We start from the raw sequence: 16989 nt of genomic DNA on the forward strand, positions 1-16989 counted from the left end.
CTTTCGCTTTAAAAAGCGAAAACAAACAGTACGAAACTAGTGATTATCATCAACGAGTGCCCACACAGATTGATAGGTCTAAATTGTTAAAGAGCTTCTCTTCTTAAGTTGCTAAGCTTCCCTTGAAGAGGCGGCTATTCTAGCGGGATAAACGAGAGTGTCAAACACTTTCTCAAATTTATCTTTTTAAGCTAGAAGCCTAACTGACATTGCGCTTGAACCCTTGTGGGCTCTGCCGTGTCAGTGAGGTCGCATTATAGGGATCGGAATCACATTAGCAAGCGTAAATAAGCATTTTTCTTGTAAAAAAGGTCTGATTGGACAAAAAAAAACCGACCTAGATATCCCCCACAACCCGGACACATCTTGAGCACAACTTACACACAAAAAGCTGTGGATAACTAATCATCACTATCAAAAAAGTAGGAAATACGTGAGCGAGGGTTCAAATACTCACGGACTTTATCTGGCAGCTTATTTGGTGAAATAGCATTTACTATTTTCAGGTCTTTCCCTGCGAGCTCAATAATAGGAGCTTGAGTTCTTGGCACATTTGCATCATACATTAGAACATTAGGATAAAGGATATTCTTTGAATTCACAGATATCACCAACCCAATCATGTCATTAGAAAGCTGAACCACAGTTCCTGGCGGAAAAACGCCCATGAACTTGATTAAAATGTTCAGATTTTCATTACTATAAAGGTGCTTACAATTTTTATATAAATGAGATAAAGCTATATATGGGATTTTTTGCTCTGACGGTATATTAGGATGACAAAGATTATCAAATGCATTAGCGACAGCTACGATTTGCGCAAGCTCATCAATGCTATCCTCTTTTAATCCATTAGGATAACCAGAGCCATCATTCATTTCATGATGTTGATCGATGACCAATCTTGCACTTTCAGGGAAGTCATCTATATGGCTAGCTAAATCTAACCCATATTTGGTGTGTAACTTTAAATAGTTCTTTTCAGGTTCAGTGAGCTGAGTTTGCTTCCTAAGAATTGCAGTTGGGATTTTAATTTTCCCCATGTCATGGAATAACGCAGCAAAGGAAAGCTCTTTTATTTTTGCAGAATCATAACCTTTAGCTTTGCCAACCATCATCGAAATAACGGCAACATTTAATGCATGAAAATAGATATCTTCAAATTCACTCTTTCCGTTCATCAAATGTAAAGTCACGCTATCATCAGAAAGCAACTTATCAACAATGTCTTCTATTAATAAGCTCGCTTCTCCCACTGCATCAGCTGGTCGATTACGAATTTTGACCATCACGGAACGCATTCTTGCCAAAGAGCGCTCGAACTCTTTTTCACAATTGATCACTCTTCGTCGGTAAGAGCTCAACTTTTCAATTCTTTTCTCTTTTTCCTTCCACATTTTTTGAGCTTCAAGATCGATCTCTTTATCAGAAGAGGATGAATTCTCAATCTTTTGATTTGGTGGAAGAGGCTTTGTATCGCTTTGGCTAGGATTTATATAGACATGCTGTATACCGAGGTGGCGTATAAGTTGGATTTGCTCTTGGTTTTTAACCTTAAAGCTATTAAACAAAAACGGGTGTTCATTCCATTTAACTGGAAGACGAATATGTAACCCCGGCTGAATACGATCCACTGTAATTTTTATACTTGCCACTATCTATACAACATCATTGAAAAATTCATTATCAACAATATTAGATGATCTAATTTTCAAAATCATCATTGTCTCACTTTTTAGCGGCATTCTTCCAAATAGGATCGAATCAATAAAAGTGATGTAAATAGTACTATTAAGGGAATTTGTTCAGTGTGTTTAAGATGTGTGAAAAAGTTCGAAGATTCTAGATACAACAAAGCCCCGACTTGAGTCGAGGCTTTATCATTTAAATATGGTACCGGTAGGCGGACTTGAACCGCCACGCCCGAAGGCAACGGATTTTGAATCCGTCGTGTATACCAATTTCACCATACCGGCATTATCTTGGGGCATTGCCCTTTCGATGTTTGGCATTATACGTAAGATGATTACCTGTGCAAGTGCAAAAGATTGAATTACAAATCGTTTGACGATATTTTCGCCATAAATGACGAAGCTGTGCGTAATCTCTCTTCCCTCTGTGCCTTCAAGACTATATTCTGACGCCAATATTTCACAATAAGAAACGAGCAATGAATACACAACATAATTTACCACCAGCCAGTTTAATGCGTCGATTAGGCGCTCTTCTTTATGATGCTTTAATTGTTATTGCTATCGAGATGATGGCTGCGGGCATCGTAATTGCAATCCTTGAAGCATTAGTTGCTGCTGGTCTATTGCATTACGGTACTTACACCGATGCAAGTGACCTACTCTCCACGCATCCTGTATGGAGCTATGTTTATACTATTTACCTAGTCAGTGTTTGGGTCTACTTTTTTGTGTTCTTTTGGACTCGTGCAGGTCAAACATTGGGGATGAGGGCATGGAAATTACGTTTACAAAATTCGGATAATAGCCCGATAACGACCACTCAAGCTTTAATAAGATTAGGAACTTCCGGCTTCGGTTTAGCAAATCTGGCGGTTCCATTTGATCCCCAGAAGCGAGGTTTCCAAGATATCTGGGCAAAAACTGAAGTTGTCGTGCTACCGAAAGCAAACTAAAGTTCAAAAAAAATGGAAGACACGATGTCTTCCATTTTTATATCTATAACTTTCTTCTGAGCAGTATTATCGAGATGGTCAAAAATACGATACTGGGAGCTATCGCACCAAACATTGGTGGGATGTTATAAACCAGACTTAACGGTCCAAAAAATTCACTTGATATATAGAAAGTAAAACCGGCAATAACACCCGATAGAATTCTAGCCCCCATGGTCACACTACGTAATGGACCAAAAATAAATGACAGAGCCATAAGCATCATAACCGCGATTGAAAATGGTTGCGTTATTTTCCGCCATAGCGCTAGTTCATAACGAGATGAATCTTGCTCTGATTCTTTAAGGTAATTAACGTAATCATAAAGGCCACTCAACGACAACTCACCCGGTTTAACTGTCACCACAGCAAGCTTGTCTGGTGCTAATGATGTTTTCCAGCGATATTCAGGTAATTGTTGTTTGGAAATTTCGACTTCATTCATCATATTGGTAATCTGAACGTCTTTCATCAACCACGTATTATCTTTTAAATAGCTTACCGTTTCCGCGGAAATGATGGACTCTAACTGCTTGTCAGCATTAAATCGCCACATGTTTAAAGCCCATAACTTGTCATCATCGACTTTGCCTATAAAGATAAAATCATTGGCATCACGAGCCCAAACACCGCTTCTAACAGAAACAATGCTTCCTCCAGAAACAGCAAAAGCACGCATTTCCCTAGCAATTTTTTGTGCTTGTGGTGCGCCCCACTGACCTAATAGCATTACCGCTAGCATCAAAGGAACCGCCGTTTTCAAAACAGAAGATCCAATGTTCAATTTTGAAAATCCGGCAGCTTGCATCACCACAAGTTCAGAGCTCGAAGCCATCATTCCAAGCCCAATTAAAGCACCAAGCAGAGCCGCCATTGGGAAAAACATTTCAATGTCACGTGGAATACTCAATATGACGAAGAACAACGCATCCAGTAGATCATAACTTCCTCTGCCAACTTTTCGCAGTTGATCTACATATTTGATAATTCCAGACAAACCAACGAAGGTCACTAACACCAAAGAAGTGGTTGCAATGATTGTTCTGCCTATATACAAATCAAGAATTTTAAACACAGTCTAGGCAAGCCTCTTCTTTCTTAAGATATCTTTAAATCGACGAACGGGAATGCTATCCATCAGATTGGCTCCCACAGCAACAATTAACAACCCGGCATTAATGGGCCACAATCCAATTGAAGCGGGAATACTTCCATCTTCTAAAGCAGATTTAGTCGCACTAATCGACAAGAAATACGCTAAATAGATCAAGATAGCAGGCCCCATTTTAGCAAATCGACCTTGACGAGGATTAACCGCAGAAAGTGGTACAACTAGCATGGTCAATAACGGTATACAAATAAATAAGGAAATACGCCATTGAAGCTCAGCTTTGGCACTCGGGTCTGGATGAGTAAGAAGCTCAAATGTTGGCAATGCTTCCCAATCTCGACCTTTGCGTTTCACTTCTCGCTGCCCTATTAGCCCATCATATTCCTCAAATTTCGTCACCATATAGTCAAGCCTTGTTGGTACGCCTTCATATCGGACACCATCACTCATCGAGATGATCTGCCTTCCATCTGTCAGCTCTTTTACAACACCTGACGACGAAAACATAACGCTTGGTAAAATGGAATCTCTAGGCAATAACTGAGCAACAAAGACATTCGATAATGTACTATTTTTGATATCGTCAATAAACACGACCGACGAACCATCAGGAGTGCGCTGAAAATGTCCTTTCTTTAATAAATCGACACTGTTTTCCGCAGCGATTTGTTCCATTAACTGCGCTTCTTTTTCCTGACTCCAAGGTGAAAGCCATAGCGAGTTAAATGCAGCGATACTGCCTGTAATCAATGCCAAATACAGTGCAGCTTGAATTAAAAACTTATTGCCAATTCCTGTCGCGTTCATGACCACAATTTCACTTTCGGCGTACAAACGACCAAATGTCAGCAAGATCCCAATAAACAGACTAAGTGGGAGCATCAACAGCCCCATTGCTGGCATATTCAAACCAACAACCGAAAGAATAAGGCTCGCAGGAATATCGCCATCGGTAGCGTCGGCCAAAACGCTAATAAATTTTTGGCTTAGAAACACTAAAAACAGGACGAAAAAAATCGCAAACTGGCTCTTAAGTGTCTCGCGGATCAAATATCTAACAATAATCACGCTCAAATTACCTATACAAAACTTGTTTTTTTAATTGAATCACTATAATTTCCCGTTGAACCTTTTATTTTTTTAATTTTAGCTAAGTGTTAATTGGTTTATTTAGGGCCCTTTCGAATACAGGATCCAGCAAGTAAACTATCATTATCTAACATTTAGTTCGATTTGTCTTCAGGATGTAGGAGTACGCATGGAGTTCAGTGTAAAAAGTGGCAGCCCAGAGAAACAGCGCAGCGCATGTATCGTTGTTGGTGTGTTTGAACCACGTCGCCTTTCTCCAGTCGCTGAGCAGCTAGATAAAATCAGCGATGGCTATATTAGTTCACTACTTCGCCGTGGTGATCTCGAAGGAAAACCAGGTCAAATGCTGTTGTTGCATCAAGTACCAGGAGTTCTGTCTGAACGTGTACTTCTTGTCGGTTGCGGTAAAGAACGCGAGCTTGGTGAACGTCAATACAAAGAAATAATTCAAAAGACGATCAGCACGCTTAATGAGACAGGTTCTATGGAAGCTGTTTGTTTCCTTACAGAGTTGCACGTTAAAGGTCGTGATACCTACTGGAAAGTACGTCAAGCGGTTGAAGCAACTAAAGATGGTCTTTACACCTTCGATCAATTCAAAAGCAATAAGCCAGAAACTCGTCGCCCACTTCGCAAGTTAGTATTCAATGTACCGACTCGTCGTGAGTTAAACCTTGGTGAAAGAGCGATCACTCATGGCCTTGCTATTTCTTCAGGCGTAAAAGCGTCGAAAGATCTTGGCAACATGCCACCAAATATTGCGAATCCTGCTTACCTCGCATCTCAAGCAAGACGCCTTGCAGATGATTTTGAAACGGTAACGACAAAAATCATCGGTGAAGAAGAGATGGAAAAACTGGGTATGACCTCATACCTAGCAGTTGGTCGAGGTTCTCGTAATGAATCTCTGATGTCAGTGATGGAATATAAAGGCGCAGCCGATCCAGATGCCAAACCAATTGTACTGATCGGAAAAGGCTTAACATTTGATTCAGGTGGTATTTCACTTAAACCAGGTGAAGCTATGGATGAAATGAAATACGACATGTGTGGCGCAGCGTCGGTATTCGGCACCATGAAAGCCCTCGCTAAATTGAACCTGCCAATCAACGTAGTTGGCGTTCTAGCGGGCTGTGAAAATATGCCAGGTAGCAATGCTTACCGTCCTGGTGACATCCTTACCACTATGTCAGGCCAAACCGTTGAAGTATTGAATACCGATGCTGAAGGACGTTTGGTTCTTTGTGATGCACTGACTTACGTTGAACGTTTCGAACCAGATTGTGTTGTCGATGTCGCGACACTAACAGGCGCATGTGTGATGGCGCTTGGTCACCATATTAGTGCTGTGCTTTCTAATCACAATCCACTGTCTCATGAGCTAGTGAATGCATCAGAGCAAGCAAGCGACCGAGCATGGCGTCTACCGATGACCGATGAGTACCATGAGCAACTATCAAGCCCATTTGCAGACATGGCAAACATTGGTGGTCGTCCTGGTGGCACCATTACTGCGGGTTGTTTCTTATCGAAATTTGCTAAGAAATACAACTGGGCACACATTGATAGCGCAGGTACTGCGTGGAAGTCAGGTGCTGCGAAAGGCTCAACGGGCCGTCCGGTCTCAATGCTTGTCCAATTCTTATTGAACCGAAGTGGCCAAGAAACTGAAGAGCAATCTTCAAAATAGTAAAAGGGCCTCAGGGCCCTTTTTTGTTGCTCGCATTATTGTGAGTTCAATCAGCTATACACTTATATAGATAAACGAGATAAAGAAAAAGTGAGTAAACACTATGCAAACAGCAACATTTTACATCGTAAGTGCTGATGGCCCCCAAGCTAATCAGGATGGTTTTGCACAATATTTGCTTTTTCTTACTCGTCATTTTGTTCAGCAAAATGCAAAAGTCTATTTGCACTGCAATGACAAAGAACATGCCGAACAAATAGCTGAACATTTTTGGCAAGTGCTACCCGAAAACTTCATGGCGCATAACCTAGTGGGTGAAGGCCCTAAATATGCAACCAGTATTGAAATCGGTTATACCGGTGTAAAACACACTTGGAACCGTCAATTGGTAATAAATTTGGCTGATAATCAGACAACCTTTGCTCGAACCTTTGCTCAAGTGATAGACTTCGTTCCCTGTGATGAAAAAGCTAAGCAACTCGCTCGTGAAAGGTATAAAGTTTACCGTCAGGCAGGGTATCAATTGCAAACCATCGACATCGAATATCCATAGTCAAACATCATACCTAAATCGCTCTCAGTTATTTTTGAGGAGCTAAAGCGCTAAGAAGCATAAACTCTGAGATTCAGTACATTCTGAGAAGCGTTAGTTATGAAGTTTGACCTGTTTTAAATAATCAAAGTATCCGTTAAGAGCACTATGGAAAAGACATATAACCCAACATCAATCGAACAAGCTCTGTATAAGACTTGGGAAGAGAAAGGCTACTTTAAGCCACACGGTGACACATCAAAAGAAGCTTACAGCATCATGATCCCGCCACCGAACGTCACTGGTAGCCTACATATGGGTCACGCGTTCCAAGATACGATCATGGATACTCTAATCCGTGCAGAGCGTATGAAAGGTAAAAATACGCTTTGGCAAGTGGGTACTGACCACGCAGGTATCGCAACTCAAATGGTTGTAGAGCGTAAGATCGCTGCTGAAGAAGGCAAAACAAAACACGACTACGGCCGTGAAGCTTTCATCGACAAGATCTGGGAATGGAAAGGCGAATCTGGTGGCACGATCACTAAGCAACTTCGTCGCCTAGGTGCATCTGTAGACTGGGACCGTGAACGTTTCACTATGGATGACGGCTTATCTGCTGCGACTCAAGAAGTCTTCGTTCGTCTATACGAAGAAGACCTAATCTACCGTGGTAAGCGTCTAGTAAACTGGGATCCTAAACTGCACACTGCGATTTCTGATCTTGAAGTTGAAAACAAAGACAAAAAAGGTTTCATGTGGCACTTCCGCTACCCTCTAGCGAACGGTGTTAAAACCGCGGATGGTAAAGATTACATCGTTGTTGCGACTACTCGTCCAGAAACCATGCTTGGTGACACTGGCGTAGCGGTAAACCCAGAAGATCCTCGCTACAAAGATCTTATCGGTAAAGAGATCCTACTTCCTGTTGTTAACCGTCTTATCCCTATCGTAGGCGATGAGCACGCTGACATGGAAAAGGGTACAGGTTGTGTGAAAATCACCCCTGCTCACGATTTTAACGATTACGAAGTTGGTAAGCGCAACAACCTACCAATGATCAACATCCTAACGTTCAACGCTGATATCCGTGATGCTGCTGAAGTATTCACAACCAACGGCGAAGAAAGCGATGTTTACTCAACAGACATCCCTGCTAAATACCAAGGCATGGAGCGCTTTGCTGCTCGTAAAGCTATCGTTGCTGAATTCGAAGAACTTGGTCTTCTTGAAGAGATCAAAGATCACGACCTAACCGTACCTTACGGCGACCGTGGTGGTGTAGTTATCGAACCAATGCTGACTGACCAATGGTACGTGCGTACAGCGCCGCTTGCAGAACCTGCAGTTAAAGCCGTTGAAGATGGTCAAATCCAATTCGTTCCTAAGCAATACGAAAACATGTACTTTGCGTGGATGCGTGACGTGCAAGACTGGTGTATCTCTCGTCAACTTTGGTGGGGTCACCGCATCCCAGCATGGTACGACAATGAAGGTAAAGTTTACGTAGGTCGTACAGAAGAAGAAGTTCGTGAAAAGAACAACCTAGCGCCTGTTGTTGTGCTTAAGCAAGACGACGACGTTCTCGATACTTGGTTCTCTTCTGCACTTTGGACGTTCGGCACGCAAGGCTGGCCTGAAAACACAGATGCACTAAAAACATTCCACCCATCTGAAGTTCTAGTATCTGGTTTTGATATTATCTTCTTCTGGGTTGCTCGTATGATCATGATGACCATGCACTTCGTGAAAGACGAAGACGGCAATGCGCAAGTACCTTTCAAAACAGTTTACATGACGGGTCTTATCCGTGATGAAAACGGCGACAAGATGTCGAAATCGAAAGGTAACGTACTTGACCCTATCGACATGATCGATGGTATTGGTCTTGAAGAGCTAGTAGAGAAGCGTTGTGGCAACATGATGCAACCTAAGATGGCTGCTAAGATCGAAAAAGCAACACGTAAAACCTTCGAAAACGGCATCGAACCATACGGTACTGACGCGCTACGTTTCACTCTTGCGGCTATGGCTTCAACAGGTCGTGACATCAACTGGGACATGAAGCGTCTTGAAGGTTACCGTAACTTCTGTAACAAGCTATGGAACGCAAGCCGTTACGTACTGATGAACACAGAAGAGCACGATTGTGGCATGTCACTGTCTGCTGAAAACCGTGCAAACATGGAGTTCTCTCTAGCAGACAAATGGATTGAATCTCAGTTTGAAGTTGCAGCGAAAGAGTTTAACGCTCATCTAGACAACTACCGTCTAGACATGGCAGCAAACACGCTTTACGAATTCATCTGGAACCAATTCTGTGACTGGTACTTAGAGCTAACGAAACCTGTTCTTTGGAAAGGCACTGAAGCTCAACAACAAGCGACTCGTTATACGCTTATCACGGTTCTAGAGAAAACTCTGCGTCTTGCGCACCCTGTTCTTCCTTACATCACAGAATCTATCTGGCAGAGTGTTAAGCCACTAGTAGATGGTGTTGAAGGTGAGACAATCATGACTCAAGCGCTTCCTCAGTTTAATGAAGATAACTTCAATGCTGAGATCGTAGAAGACATTGAATGGGTGAAAAACTTCATCACTGCTATCCGTAACTTACGTGCGGAATACGATATTGCACCTAGCAAAGGCCTAGAAGTAATGATCAAAGTAGCAGACGAGAAAGATGCAGCTCGTATCGAAGCAAACATGATCGTTCTGAACTCTCTTGCTAAGTTAGACGACATTAAAGTTCTAGCCGATGGCGAAGCAACTCCTGCTTGTGCGACTAAACTGGTTGGCAAATCTGAATTGATGATCCCAATGGCGGGTCTTATCAACAAAGATGCAGAGCTTGCTCGTCTAGATAAAGAAGTTGCAAAAACTCAAGGCGAAATCAAACGCATCGAAGGTAAACTAGGTAACGAAGGCTTCGTTGCTAAAGCACCAGAAGTCGTTATCGCTAAAGAGCGTGAAAAGCTAGAAGGTTACAAAGAGACTTTAGTGAAGTTGGAAGCACAAAAGCAAACTATTGCTGCGCTATAATTCACTCTCTGATTAATCAATGAAGTATAAAGGGCAGATTTTTCTGCCCTTTTTATTTATCACAATAATTCAGCCCTACTCTTTTCTGAGCCGATCTCGCACCAAATCATTAATGCGCCCTTTTTAATGACTCAATTCGTTCATTCAACTCAGGATGAGAACTTAACCATGTAGGTAGCTCCATGTGTCCTTCCTTCCCTAGCAACTCAAACATATCTACCATCGCTTGATTTGAACCGTACAGTTTAACCATTGCGTCAGAGGCAAAAGCATCAGCTTCACGCTCCGCTTCTTGGGACTGCCCATTATTCGCGACAAACACCCCTAATCCCGTGAGATTATCGATCACACCTGAGCTTTCACCCGTCAATAGCGCCACCGCAGATGAGATCAAGCTAGAACGTACTAATGCTTTCATCACATGCTGATGCTTAATATGACCTAATTCATGCAATAGAATACTGTCTAGCTGCTTCTCCGTTTTCGTTAACCGCACTAAGTCATCCAAAACAACAATGGTTCCACCACTGAGAGCAAAAGCATTTGCACCAAGATCTGAAGAACGAAAAACTAATTGTACTTCGTCATGAATATCCATCAGATCAAGCTGAGAATGGAAACGTTGGCGAATATGAACCTGTTGCTGTTGTGAAAGAGTAGAGTATTCAAACAATTGCTCATCCAAAGATTCCAGTACCTGTCTCTCAATCAATTGAGGAACTGAATCAGGTAAGTTAGCCACAATCTGATGGGTAAGCCAAGGGATGCCATGAGTAAAGATTGAGACAGTAAGGAGCACTAAAGCTAAACTACTCAGTAAAATAGCGGTGATGTTTTTCTCAAGCTTACCAATGAGGTTATTTCGTCCCTTACTTTGCAAATAATGATTCAACTCCTCATTACTGCTTGCGATAAATTGCGAGCCATCAGGGAATCGAATCTTCGTCGGGGACGCTCCAACTCCATGCACAATATCCACACGGTTTAAATATGCGGAGGTGCTCCTTTCCGGAAGGTTGAGAGTAACTTTATCGGGTTGAGAAACATCTAATGTCGCCTCGCAGCGTTCAGAACTACGAGGCGGGTGTGCAACGCCTGATATCATTTAACCAATACCAAGGTCGATATTAAAGGCTTGGGAGATCTCATCTGAAATAGCGGAACTCACATCTGAAGCTTGATCATTGACCAGTAATAGGTCCAAATTCCCTTGAACATAAGTGTTCTCTGATAAGTAACTCATCGTTCGAACCATAACCCACGGCCTAGCTAAGCCAAGAGTAAATACTTGAAGTAAGAAGTTCGTTACCACCAATGAAATATAACTTGTAACGGTTAACGTCGACGAAAAGCTTAGTGCAGAATCCGCTTCACCTTCTTTACTATCAAGCACTAACTCTGAAAACGTATAATTTCTTATTGTCACCCGAATATAGGCAGCAATCGCCATACTCATCACAATGAAACCAAAATAAAAAATTGTAATCATTGAAGCCAAACTACCACTATTAGCCACTTCAGCAAGCGAGTCTGGATTATTGATTAAATTAAAGCCTGCCACACTAAAGAATACCAAAGCGGCAACAACCGATATTAAAGTCCAAGCAATCATACCCTTTAAATACACTTTAAAATAAAAACTGTTTTGGTAGTCTGCTTTAAACTGACGATCACCATAGCAATAACCATTCGAGAAATAATTAGCAATACCGACCAATGACCAAGATTGAAGATAAACATAAGCAGGCATCAATAATAGAATCGCAATACCACCAGCAATCATACTCGCTTTCATAGCAAATACGGTTACAGCAATCGCTGCGATGAAGCCAACCATAACAATGAGGCCGCGTCCAAGTATTGCCCAATAAGCTCCTGAAGTCGTGCCTTGAAAGGAAAAATGAACATTGCGAAAGCTTGTCATTGCAGCATCAAAACGAGCATTACTACGAGCTAATAATGGCAGAAGTGCAAAAAAACCAACCAATAGTACCAATGAAATTTGAGGCGCAAATTGATTGCTGACAACCCAAGCCACAACGCAGATCATTGCGATAATACGACCTTTCAATATTTGTATCGGTTTGCCGTGATATTCAAAGCAATCACCACTAATCGCTGTATTTCCATAAAAGTACCGTTTATTACGAACCTTCGCCCACGCAGAATAAATACCCAGCGTAATGATTGATAATAAGATATTAACAATCCAAATCCCGAAATACTCTTTACCCTGACCACTAAAAGCAACCTGGGTTTCTAACTCATTCTTGTCCATTTTCTATGATTCCATCTGACAGTAGTAAAAATTCATATACGTCTTTGCGCACATCTACCAAGAAAATACAGAAACAGATAGTTTAAATCAATTTATAAATAACGACACATGCGTACTTTTTATATATTTAAGCTATTGATTTATTAATCATTAATAATGGATAAATGATGCTTATTGACATAGTTGCCACTCGCAACTAAATTAAGTTGCAGTACGCAACTACTTTTAGGTAATAATTATGAACCCAGCCTCATTAAGAGATCTATCTCGCCAACTTGTCAGGCAATTGGGCATGCTAGAAACCCAGTGCGGAGAGGTATCGCTTACCCCCGTTCAAGCTCATGCTCTCATTGAATTAGAAAGATCACCTTGCAGCGTGAACCAAATGGCGAAGCTTTTAAATGTCGATAAATCCAATGCGAGTCGAACTCTTAACCGACTAAGCAAGTTAGGCTTCATCAAAAGTATCACCAACCCAAAAGATAAGCGTAGCCAAGTGACGACCCTAACTGAACAGGGGTTACATACATTGCAGCAATTACACCAGCAACAAAATCACCATTACCAGCAAGTGATTGACCAACTTCCAATCGAGCAATTAACTCAGCTTGAAAGCACCTTAACCATCTATAACCAAGCACTGCTTAATACGGAACGACAAAAAGGTTTAAAGGTGCGTCCTTTAATTCACACAGACAACTCGGCAATAGCTTCCGTTATCCGTAACGTTTCCGCTGAGTTCGGTTTAACTGAAGAGCAAGGCTATGCCGTTGGCGATCCGACTTTAGATTGCATGAGTGAAGTATACTGCGCGAGCAATGCACAATATTGGGTAATAGAAGCTGGAGAGGCAGTCGTTGGTGGCGGCGGTGTTGCTCCTTTAATTGGAGAGGAAGGGGTTTGCGAACTGCAAAAGATGTATTTCTTACCTCAAATCCGAGGTAAAGGTTTAGCGAAAACGCTTGTCACCAAAGCGCTAAACTTCGCTCAGAAACAAGGCTACAAGTACTGTTACCTAGAGACCACCGCAGAATTAAGTGCTGCAGTGGCACTTTATGAATCATTAGGTTTTGAGCATATTAAGCAAGCGATGGGGAATACTGGTCATGAGGTTTGTGAAATTCGAATGCTGAAAGTGTTATGAGCTAAGCAGATCCTTTGCTTTGACAAACGCTTCTATCAACCCCAAAAAAACAAAGTCACTAGTACTAGAAGATGGAATCATTAGCACCTGAAAAAAGAGCCATCACGCAGATAACACAGGAAAATGAGTCACGCATAAGTCTTGGCTCAATCCCACCTGAAGCTTCAATTCTTGCCCATCAAGTTTGATTTCAAGTTGATACATATCGTCAGAATTAGGGTTATTTAAATCGATGTATTTAGGGGCTTCAATCTGGAATAGAGCTCCCGCATGGTCGGCTCTGACATCAAGTGGAACATGGTAAGTCATACCATTAAATTTGATCGAAGCAGAAATGAGGCCCGAGGCGAATGTTTGATAGTAAACATCAACTTTAAATTCACAGCCGCCACCGTAATGCCAAATCTGCTCAGTGGTAATATGATCTAGGCGAACGTGTTTAATAAATTGTAAGTACGGCGCTTTCCAGATCCCGATACGACGATCAGAAGGCGTCACTTTCTGTTCACCTAAAGTGCATATATCCAATTTATCTTCTTCAAACAATAAATCTTCTTCTTGCTCTAAAAAGAGAACTTCAAAGCGATTTCTCCCTAACTGTAAGTAAGGTCGAATGTCTTTCTTATATACGTTTTGAGTGGCATCGCAATCAAACAGCGCCACGCCATTCAACCTAACCTCCGCAAAATAATCGACACCTGCTATTACAAGCTCAACCGCAGGAAACGAAAGCATGGCTTCATCTACATCAATATCATGCATTAAGTGCCATTCTTGATCCGCGATCATCTCTTCTGTTAAATCACTAGGCAGTACCGCACTTAATGCGGATGGAAAAGTAATATCATTTTGAGGTACAGAGAGATCGGTCAATGGTGAGATTTGCCACCAGCCAGCCAGAGGTAATTGCATAATATAAATTGAGCTAGATCAAGTTTGCCTGCATTATAGAGAATGGGTAGATAGAATGACATCTCTTTTTGAGGAATAAAAAATGCCGACGGATATGTCGGCATTTTTAATAAAAAGAAGCAGAATTAACGATTACTCTTCGTCATCTTCTTCGTCTTCATGGATAGCGTCCTCACCTTCGTAGTAAGTACCCCAGCCATCATAAATAATGTCGAACTTCTCAGCTAAGTTAACCAACTTAACCACTTGCTCATCAATCACATCCGCTTTTAACACAGATTGCATCGTCGCATCACAACAAAGAAGCTTGTTGCCATCTTCATCTTCCGTCTCTTCTGCTTCAAGAACTTCGAAACCCATCTTGAATGCTTCAACCACTGCTTTTTCCAGTACTTCAAAGTTTTCAGCAAAAAGGTGGTGCTCGATGTCATACAGCGCATCCGGATCACTACCGTCTTCAATTAAGGCTTCAATGATGTCGCGTGTATCTTCTTTTTGAATCTCAATTAAATCTTCAACTGATAGATATTCATCTTCGTGAGACATGTTTGTGCTCCAGAATGTGTGCTTATAAGGATCAAATATTATAGCGATGAAATATGTCATGGATCGAGCTTAAAAGCCACTATCAAACTCTCCTAGAACCGATCTTTTCTGGATCAGATTTAAATATTTAATGGCGAGTAAAAAAACGAACAAGGTACATACAGGAAATTAACATTTTTTATGCATAACGAAATTCAGAACAATATTTTTATGGCTTAAAATGAGAAGTGCTCAGTAAACCGCCTGTTTATTATCCTTGATTGCATATAGTCAAAACCAGAAGAGTGCATAATAACGTAATACAATGATAAAAATGGCATCCGTAATGAATATAAATTCACAATCAAGCTACTGAGACCGCCACTTTTCTATATCTCTCATTGCATATTCACTCACAACATATTGTTAAGATCGAATGTTAGCTTTCAGTATCAAAATTCACCAACCCCCTATATATCAGAGCTAAGCATTACAATAAGCCCACTTCATCAGAATGTTTCACTTATGTTCAATTTGCATATTGCCGATAACCTTGTCATAACTACATACTGGACTAATAGTAAGGATACAAAATGAGTAAGTTGTACGTTGGCTCTGAAGTCGGTCAGTTAAGACGAGTATTACTAAATCGCCCGGAACGCGCCCTCACCCACTTAACCCCATCCAACTGTCATGAACTTCTTTTCGATGACGTATTAGCAGTTGAAGCTGCCGGGAAAGAGCATGATGTTTTCGCCAATACACTTCGAAATCAAGGAGTCGACGTTCTCCTGTTGCATGATCTTTTAGTCGAAACTCTCGATGTAACTGAAGCAAGAGAGTGGCTTCTGGAGACCCAAATCTCTAATTTCCGTTATGGGCCAACGTTTGCTCGTGAGCTGCGTATCTACCTCGCAAGTATGGACAATGAACACTTAGCGACGATACTTCTTGGTGGTCTAGCCTACTCTGAGTTGCCGATTCAATCCTCTTCAATGCTGCCTAAAATGCATCGCCCACTCGACTTTGTGATTGAACCTTTGCCTAACCATCTCTTCACTCGCGATACATCTTGTTGGGTATATGGTGGCGTCTCCCTTAATCCTATGATGAAAGCAGCAAGACAACGTGAAACGAATCACTTGCGTGCTATCTATCGCTGGCACCCCACATTTGCAGGGCAGGACTTCATTAAGTATTTCGATGATGAACATTTGAACTACGATAATGCCAATATTGAAGGCGGTGATGTTCTGGTGATCGGTAATGGTGCCGTTCTGATTGGTATTTCAGAGCGAACCACTCCACAAGGCGTTGAAAATATGGCGCAGAACCTTTTCAAAACAGGCCAAGCGAGTGAAGTGATCGCTATTGATTTACCTAAACATCGCTCATGCATGCACTTAGATACCGTAATGACTCACATGGATATTGATACTTTTTCCGTTTATCCAGAAATCGTTCGTAAAGATTTGAATACGTGGCGTTTAACTCCTAAACAGAATGGAGAAATGAAAGCGGAAGAGTCGCATAGCTATATGAGCGCCATTGAGTCGGCTTTAGGGATTGATCAACTTAAGATCATCACGACTGGCGGGGACAGTTATGAAGCGGAGCGTGAGCAATGGAATGATGCCAATAATGTTCTCACAGTGAAACCAGGGGTCGTCATCGGTTATGAGCGTAATGTCTATACCAATGAAAAGTATGATAAAGCAGGAATCGAAGTGCTTACCATCCCTGGTAATGAATTAGGACGTGGTCGTGGTGGCGCTCGCTGTATGAGTTGCCCTATTGAGCGTGATGGCATTTAGTTTATCTACCTATGAAAACTAATCTCTAAACCTTAATCTCTAAAACCTCTATCGATACTTCTAAGGGCTGATTTTTTCAGCCCTTTTCTATTTTTGCGATAAATAATTATTCACAATTATGGCATTTGTATGTATAAGTATTTTCTACCCTATTCATTATCTTAAG

The 16989-nt window shown here is 41.5% G+C and carries 13 protein-coding genes and 1 tRNA gene; 6 read left to right on the top strand and 8 right to left on the bottom strand.

The features are described 5' to 3' along the window. Nucleotides 1-401 precede the first annotated feature (401 nt). Together F0249_RS15470 and F0249_RS15475 are read right to left on the bottom strand one after the other, a co-directional pair. Nucleotides 402-1655, bottom strand: a complete 1254-nt coding sequence (locus tag F0249_RS15470) for an HD-GYP domain-containing protein (RefSeq protein ID WP_029203277.1) — start codon at nucleotides 1653-1655, stop codon at nucleotides 402-404. Between the two features lie 236 nt (nucleotides 1656-1891). After that, nucleotides 1892-1976: transfer RNA gene (locus tag F0249_RS15475), tRNA-Leu, on the bottom strand. Between the two features lie 194 nt (nucleotides 1977-2170). Between F0249_RS15475 and F0249_RS15480 the strand changes: the two genes are divergently transcribed. Next, nucleotides 2171-2647 carry an RDD family protein gene (locus F0249_RS15480; protein ID WP_017051824.1) on the top strand — a complete coding sequence of 159 codons (477 nt, stop codon included), beginning with the start codon at nucleotides 2171-2173 and terminating at the stop codon, nucleotides 2645-2647. A gap of 43 nt (nucleotides 2648-2690) precedes the next feature. Here F0249_RS15480 and lptG read toward each other — a convergent pair whose 3' ends face one another. Both lptG and lptF read right to left on the bottom strand, forming a co-directional pair. After that, nucleotides 2691-3761 (bottom strand): LPS export ABC transporter permease LptG, encoded by a 1071-nt coding sequence (lptG, locus tag F0249_RS15485; RefSeq protein WP_171757136.1) that lies wholly within the window; start codon nucleotides 3759-3761, stop codon nucleotides 2691-2693. Nucleotides 3762-3764: 3 nt separating this feature from the next. Next, nucleotides 3765-4865, bottom strand: a complete 1101-nt coding sequence (gene lptF / locus F0249_RS15490; RefSeq protein ID WP_136994927.1) for an LPS export ABC transporter permease LptF — start codon at nucleotides 4863-4865, stop codon at nucleotides 3765-3767. 190 nt (nucleotides 4866-5055) lie between these two features. Between lptF and pepA the strand changes: the two genes are divergently transcribed. From pepA to F0249_RS15505, 3 genes are all read left to right on the top strand, one after another. Then, nucleotides 5056-6576: a leucyl aminopeptidase gene (gene pepA, locus F0249_RS15495; RefSeq protein WP_017051827.1), complete on the top strand. Its 1521-nt coding sequence runs from the start codon at nucleotides 5056-5058 to the stop codon at nucleotides 6574-6576. Between the two features lie 103 nt (nucleotides 6577-6679). Then, on the top strand, nucleotides 6680-7129 hold the full coding sequence (locus tag F0249_RS15500) for a DNA polymerase III subunit chi (protein ID WP_171757137.1): 450 nt from the start codon (nucleotides 6680-6682) through the stop codon (nucleotides 7127-7129). A 147-nt stretch (nucleotides 7130-7276) separates the two neighbouring features. Continuing rightward, a complete protein-coding gene (locus F0249_RS15505) occupies nucleotides 7277-10150 on the top strand; it encodes a valine--tRNA ligase (protein ID WP_171757138.1) in 2874 nt (957 codons plus the stop codon). 109 nt (nucleotides 10151-10259) lie between these two features. Here F0249_RS15505 and F0249_RS15510 read toward each other — a convergent pair whose 3' ends face one another. Both F0249_RS15510 and F0249_RS15515 read right to left on the bottom strand, forming a co-directional pair. Beyond that, entirely contained in the window at nucleotides 10260-11255 is a 996-nt protein-coding gene (locus tag F0249_RS15510) for a M48 family metallopeptidase (RefSeq protein WP_171757139.1), read from the bottom strand. Continuing rightward, on the bottom strand, nucleotides 11256-12428 hold the full coding sequence (locus F0249_RS15515; protein WP_171757140.1) for a YjgN family protein: 1173 nt from the start codon (nucleotides 12426-12428) through the stop codon (nucleotides 11256-11258). A gap of 238 nt (nucleotides 12429-12666) precedes the next feature. On the opposite strand from F0249_RS15515, the gene F0249_RS15520 reads away from it, so the two are divergent. Next, entirely contained in the window at nucleotides 12667-13572 is a 906-nt protein-coding gene (locus F0249_RS15520; RefSeq protein ID WP_171757141.1) for a bifunctional helix-turn-helix transcriptional regulator/GNAT family N-acetyltransferase, read from the top strand. 102 nt (nucleotides 13573-13674) lie between these two features. Here the strand turns inward: F0249_RS15520 and F0249_RS15525 are convergent, their stop codons facing one another. Together F0249_RS15525 and rraB are read right to left on the bottom strand one after the other, a co-directional pair. Continuing rightward, nucleotides 13675-14484 carry a hypothetical protein gene (locus tag F0249_RS15525; protein WP_171757142.1) on the bottom strand — a complete coding sequence of 270 codons (810 nt, stop codon included), beginning with the start codon at nucleotides 14482-14484 and terminating at the stop codon, nucleotides 13675-13677. A 132-nt stretch (nucleotides 14485-14616) separates the two neighbouring features. Continuing rightward, nucleotides 14617-15030, bottom strand: coding sequence for a ribonuclease E inhibitor RraB (rraB, locus tag F0249_RS15530; protein ID WP_171757143.1), 414 nt, complete (start codon nucleotides 15028-15030; stop codon nucleotides 14617-14619). 572 nt (nucleotides 15031-15602) lie between these two features. On the opposite strand from rraB, the gene arcA reads away from it, so the two are divergent. Then, the gene (gene arcA / locus F0249_RS15535; RefSeq protein ID WP_171757144.1) at nucleotides 15603-16823 is read left to right on the top strand and encodes an arginine deiminase; all 1221 of its coding nucleotides are present in this window, start codon (nucleotides 15603-15605) and stop codon (nucleotides 16821-16823) included. Nucleotides 16824-16989: the final 166 nt, after the last annotated feature.

This window comes from Vibrio sp. 03-59-1, assembly GCF_013114135.1.
GTDB classification, from domain to species: domain Bacteria; phylum Pseudomonadota; class Gammaproteobacteria; order Enterobacterales; family Vibrionaceae; genus Vibrio; species Vibrio cortegadensis.